The sequence below is a fragment of the Herminiimonas sp. genome (genome assembly GCF_030645555.1).
Taxonomy (GTDB): Bacteria; Pseudomonadota; Gammaproteobacteria; order Burkholderiales; family Burkholderiaceae_D; genus Oxalicibacterium.
This window is the reverse complement of the sequence record NZ_JAUSME010000041.1, coordinates 1-5996: the sequence shown is the minus strand read 5'-3', so window position 1 is coordinate 5996 and position 5996 is coordinate 1. Positions and strand designations below refer to the sequence as shown.

Below are 5996 nucleotides of genomic sequence, written 5' to 3'. Positions count from 1 at the left end.
CTTGAGGGCGCAGTAGTCGGCATTATCGGAGAATTGCACCCGCGCTGGCAGCAAAAATACGATTTGCCGCTTGCGCCGGTTTTATTCGAGGTCGATGCAAGCGCCTTGCAACAAGTCAACGTGCCTTTCTACAAGGAAATTTCCAAGTTCCCTGCAGTGACGCGCGACTAGGCGCTGGTCGTCAAACATGCAGGCTCGATGCAGGATTTGATGGATGTTTTTGTTGTTGAGAAGAAAATAAATCCAATTTGCAACATCTTGCAAGTGGTTGTTTTATTTGATGAATATCGTGGCAAGGGATTGGAAAGCGACGAAAAAAGTCTTGCTTTCCGCTTCACCTTGCAAGATACTCAATTAACACTCCAGGACGATCTGGTCGATGCTGCAATGGCTGCTTTTGTTGCCGCTGCCGGCACCAGGCATGGGGCTAAATTACGTGCATAAGCAAGATGTGCCTCAGGCAATGAACCAGGCCGTGAATAAAATCAATATGAATGATGTGAATTCAGCCGAGCTCCAATCCGTATTGGCAGCGGACCTCAACCGCGCGATGCTGGAGGCGCAGGTGCGCTCGCAAGCGGAAAAGGCTTTGCCGACGCTGACCAAGGCTGAACTGGCCGAATTATTGTTTGAGCAAGTTGGTTTGAACAAGCGCGAAGCCAAGGACATGGTCGAGACCTTTTTTGATGAAATTCGCAATGCGCTGGAGCGCGGCGAAGCCGTCAAACTGTCCGGTTTCGGCAACTTCCAGTTGCGCGACAAGCCGCAACGCCCGGGCCGCAACCCAAAAACAGGGGAAGAAATCCCTATCACCGCGCGCCGCGTCGTCACCTTCCATGCCAGCCAAAAGCTCAAGGGCATGGTCGAAATTTCCAGCCAAAAGCCGCTCGCACACTCCGCCTGAATTAAATGACTGAACGGATCAGCAAACCTGAACTGGCCGCATTGCCGCCAATTCCAGCCAAGCGTTACTTCACTATCGGTGAAGTCAGCGAGTTGTGTGGCGTCAAGCCGCACGTCCTGCGCTATTGGGAGCAGGAATTCACCCAGTTGAAGCCGGTCAAGCGACGTGGCAACCGACGCTATTACCAGCACCATGAAGTGCTGCTGATACGCCGCATACGTGAATTGCTGTACGAGCAGGGCTTCACTATCAGTGGTGCGCGCAACAAACTCGATAGCCGGATACTGGAAGCCCGTGGCGATGACGAGTTGCCGCTGGACGGCGTCACCATCGATCCGAATGCCGTGCTGGCGATACGCCATGAACTGATGGAAATCCTGACACTGCTGAAATAGCGCAGCCTATTGTGAGCAGCATTTCGCATTTTTACATGTCGAAAATGCAGTATTGCTCTGGTATAATTTCCCGTTCGTCGGGGCGTAGCGCAGCCTGGTAGCGTACTTGCATGGGGTGCAAGGGGTCGAGTGTTCGAATCACTCCGTCCCGACCAATAGAATCAACGATTTACCTTATTTCCTGTATCAATATACAGCGCTGTTTTCATTTCAGCCACGGCAACGGCAGATCAATTGTCGACAATTCTGGTACTGATTCCTTGATGTAAATCTCTGATGTCTTGCCAGATGTGTGCGCAAGACGCGTTTTGATAGACAACTTGTTTTCACCTGCTTTGGCAGCATGTGTCGCTGACGTCGGCCACACGGAAATGTTTCATCGATGTGGCCAACGACTTCGTTACTTAGATACGCCGCAAACGCAACTACCATCTTTTTGCTTCGCACAATATTTGGGATTACCGCACTCCCCAGCAAATGCTGCTGACGACAACATCGCTAGGATGAAAGCTACTGTAAGAGATTTCTTCATGTTGTTTCTCCAAATGGCACGTACACATGTACGCGCACTGACTATAATTGAATCGCACCGACTTTGCGAGACACATCTAGGCCTAAAAATTTATTGGTGACGGAGGTGTCATGAGTGCAAAGCGCTACACAGAAAAATTCAAGATTTACGCGGTCAAACAAGTCACGAAGCGAGGACACGCTGTTGTCGATTTTTTAGGCGGCTCGACGTCAGTGGCCAAAGTCTGTGTCAGTGGGTTACGCAATACAGCGTGTCAGTTCCTCAGAGAAACGCTATCAATGTCCCTCAATTCAAATTGAGAAAGTTAAAAGCAGAGCTCAAACGCGTCACTGAGAAAAGTGACATTCTAAACAAAGCCGCCACCTACTACTTTGCCAAACTGTCCGGGTGAAATCAACAGGCGTATTCGTCGAGGGTTAGTCGCATGGATATTTCATTCCCTTGGCTACACAGGCCTCGGTTTCCTGCTGCTTCGATTCGGCGACCGACGACTCTTGATTGTTTTCCATGTACTCACCATTTTCACGTGTACGGTCGTATTCGACCCTGCCGTCATAGTGAATCGTCCCGCCTTTGCTAGATACATCTGAGCCTATAAATTTATCTGTTGTGACAGCCCATCTGCATCCAATAACTGTCTAATTTCGACAAGGGGATGTAGGACTCATGCGGCGTACAGCTATATAATGCAACGACTATATATTAGACGCAATATGTTAAGTATTAATGCCCTTACTGCTGTTAATCCTGTATTGTCCTGCATGGGGTGCAAGGGGTCGAGTGTTCGAATCACTCCGTCCCGACCAAAAAATTAAAGGGGTTACAGATTCTGTCTGTAACCCCTTTTCCTTTTGCGGCGCTGATCTTTTCGCTCCGCTCAGTTCCGTTGTCGAAAGCAGCGCCGCACTAGCGTTTGCTATTTTGCGGCGCTTGCTGCTGGCATGGATCGCGCAATTTCAAGCCTTCGCGCTTCACTTCAACCAGATTGCGTTTGGCATTTTGATTGCCTGCTGTTGCGGCTTCCTGCCTGCTTGCGCTCACATCCTGGCAGCTGATATCGAATGCAGGCGACTGGGCGCTGGATTTTCCATCCGCGGTGTCACCGCTATCGGTATCCGAACCGGCGTCGCCGCTTTCTCCATTGCCATCACCGGTACCTTTGCCACCGGAACTGTCGCCGTTGCCATTGCCGCCTTTGCCGTCACCAGCGCCGCCATTGCCGCTTCCAGTCGCACCGTTGCCGCTATTATCGGCGCCGTTGCTGGTGCCGCCGCTGCCATTGCCGGCGCCACCATCGCCACTGCCATCGTTGCTGTCGCCTGAGCCGTTTCCGCCACTGCCATCGCCGGAACCGTCACCACCATCTCTGCCTCCATTGTTGCCGTCACCATCGCCGGCTCCATTGCTGCCGTCACCATCGCCGGTGCCGCCACTACCTGTTCCGGCGCCGCGGTCGCCATTACCATCACCGCCGCCATTGTTGCCGCCGTCATTGCCATCGCTGGCACCGTCGCCATTGCCGTCGCTGTCGCCGCCATTCAGGTCGCCGCTGGTACCATCACCGTTGTCGCTCGTGCTGTTGCCACCGCTGCCATTCCGGGGGCCGTTATCACCATCGCCAGTACCGTCGCCGTCACCGTTATTTCCGTTGTCATTGTTGTCGCCATCACTAGTGCCGCCACTGTCCGTTTTGGAATTGTCATGGCCGCCATTATTGTTATCGCCGCCATCGTCGTTGTTAGTGTTGTCGTTGTTGCCCGTATCGTCGTTGTTATTGCCATCGCCGTTGTTGTCGGTATTGGTATTGTCGTTATTGCTGTCGTTGTTATTGTTGTTGTCGTCATTACCAGGGTTGCCGTTTCCATCGGATGGCGTGGTCTCAGGCGGGTAAGGATTCGTGTTCGGGGGCGCAGGCGGGCATCCCTGGCATCCACCGCTGGAGGTGCCTGGGTTGCTATCGTCGTTTCCGGTTCCGCCGCCCGGCGGGTCGGGATTGGGGAAGGGGCTAGGGTTGGTCCCCATGCAGTCTGTCAGGTTGAGACAGCCTTGCCACAAACCGCCGCTGGTGCCGCCGTCATTCTTGCTTGTATAGATCGGTGTCGGATTGTAGGTGTAGAGGCCCTTGCCGGTGGACAGGATCAGTTTTCGGTTACCCAATAAAACAAGGCCGCTGTTCCAGGGGATATGGATGTCGCCATAGATCTTGTTGCCGTTGGCATCGTAGCCGCCGGTGCTGCCGGCTTCTGGAAATGCGTAGTCGGTGCTGCCGCTGATGATGATCGTGCTGCCATCCGGCATTTTGACTATGGTTTGCGGCGAAATTGCATTTTCATAGCCCGCGCCGAGGTTGCCTATCCACATCGTGTGGTTGTTCAGCGAACGCAGCGTGATTTCGGGCTTGTTCGGGTTGACATAGGCGCTTGCGCTGCCGGGCAGGCTCAGATTGTTGCTGAAGAAATGCATCTGCGGGCCGAAGGTGCTGAACGAATTGATAGTCAGGTTGGGTGCGGCCAGGCGCAGGTTGTACAGGGGGCCGACGTTGTACGCAATCATGTTGCCCGAAGTTTGCGCCGACAGGCTGCGATAGCCCAGATTGAATGCGCCGTCGTAGCCTATATGCACGTCGCCGGTCAGTGTGTTTTTCGCGGCAGCAGGCACATTTGCATCCTGCAGGATCACATTTTGCGGCGTGCCGAAAAAGAAGGTTGAGGTCGGGTTGGTAAACTTGAGCAGGGTGGCGGCATCGTAGTTGATGTCGGTGGCAAAGCCTGCTTCGCTGCTGTTGTTGATGCCTACCTTGCTGGCGAGGTTATAGGGTTGCAGCATGATGCGTGCACCGTCTGCCGTCACTGCATCGAGCAGGATATTGAGTGAACTCGAGCGCAACATCAGGTTGCTGCCCTGGCTCATCAGCTTGATGATATTCAGGCCGCCGCTGGTGGTCAGATAAAAATCGCCGACGGGTCTGCTGGCACTGTTGACGTTGACCGAGTTGCCGCCGTTGGTGGCGCTGGCGGCCGCGGCAGGCGCGCCTATGCCGATGCCGGTCAGGTCGCCCACATGCTGGCTGTTGTCGATCACCATCAGCTTGCCGCCGGCTGCCGCGAGATTGGCAACGTCGGACACTATGTTGAAAGTGCCCTTGTTATCGTCGCCAAAGACGCCCAGGGTGTCGGCCGTGACCTTGATGCCGCTGGCGGTGCGGGCGGTGAAGTCGCCACCGATTCCCAGCGAGACCGTATCGGTGCCGCTGGCAGTCGAGGCGGTGATGTTTTGATCGATGTTGAGGTTGCCGCCTATCGAGATCGAAACATTGTTTTCGTTGGTGCTGCTGGTGATCGACCCGTCGGCATTGTTGGTCGTGCTGACGACAGTGTTGGAGGTGGTGTTAATGCCGTTGATGCCGTCGATGGAGCCAACCGTCACCGTGGTGCTGCTGTTGCCGGCGCCGGCAAAACTGATGGAACCATTCGCGCTCGCTGCCAGCGTGTTGATGCGGTTAGCCGCATTGGTCAGCACGAATGGCGTGACTTTGCTGGCGCTACTGCCCTTCAGCAGCAGTGCGTTGGCGGTGATCGAGCCATTGGCCAGCAGCGCGCCGCTGGCATCCGTGTCATGCCGCTGAAAGGCGCCGCCCGATCCCGTGGTCAATCTGACGTTGCCGCTGCCGGCATTGATGCTTTCATTGAGGATGAGGCTGGCCAGGTTGCTGGCGTCCGGCTGTTTGCTCGGGTCGTAACCGGATGAGTCGCCGGTAGTGAGCGTGACGTCATGGTTGCTGGTCGTAATGCCATTGATGCCGGATGCGCTGCCTATCGTGACACGGTTGGTATCGGTATAGGACAGTGCGCCATTGATATTGGCCGCCAGCGTGTTGACATTATTGCCGGCCTGGTTGAGTGTGGCTGCGCCGCCGGCTAGTGCCAGCGTGTTGGCGGTAATCGTTCCGCCAGTCTGATTGACGCCGCCGTTTGCACGCAGATAGACATTACTTGAATTGACATTCTGTGCCAGCGTCAGTGTCTGCCCGCCACCGTCCAGGTAGAACTGCGTTGTTCCAGCCGTGTTGGTGACGCCATTGACGCCGTTGACTGTGCCTATGTTCAAGTTCTGGTTATTGGCAAATCGCAGCGTGCCATTGCTAAGGTTGGCTGCCAGCGTGTTG

General features: G+C 54.8%; 3 protein-coding genes, 1 tRNA gene and 1 pseudogene. 4 read left to right on the top strand and 1 reads right to left on the bottom strand.

Annotated features, from left to right (window positions below; translation table 11 throughout):
* From Q7T06_RS01700 to Q7T06_RS01685, 4 genes and pseudogenes are all read left to right on the top strand, one after another.
* Positions 1–444 (top strand): annotated as a pseudogene (locus Q7T06_RS01700) (phenylalanine--tRNA ligase subunit beta); the annotation flags it as partial.
* Positions 445–490: 46 nt separating this feature from the next.
* Positions 491–904, top strand: a complete 414-nt coding sequence (locus Q7T06_RS01695; RefSeq protein ID WP_304779089.1) for an integration host factor subunit alpha — start codon at positions 491–493, stop codon at positions 902–904.
* Between the two features lie 5 nt (positions 905–909).
* Positions 910–1299: a MerR family transcriptional regulator gene (locus Q7T06_RS01690; RefSeq protein ID WP_304779085.1), complete on the top strand. Its 390-nt coding sequence runs from the start codon at positions 910–912 to the stop codon at positions 1297–1299.
* A gap of 78 nt (positions 1300–1377) precedes the next feature.
* Positions 1378–1454 (top strand) — tRNA-Pro (locus Q7T06_RS01685).
* A gap of 1283 nt (positions 1455–2737) precedes the next feature.
* On the opposite strand, the gene Q7T06_RS01680 is transcribed toward Q7T06_RS01685, so the two are convergent.
* Positions 2738–5996: beta strand repeat-containing protein (locus tag Q7T06_RS01680; protein ID WP_370652328.1), on the bottom strand; the 3259-nt coding region annotated here is incomplete at its 5' end.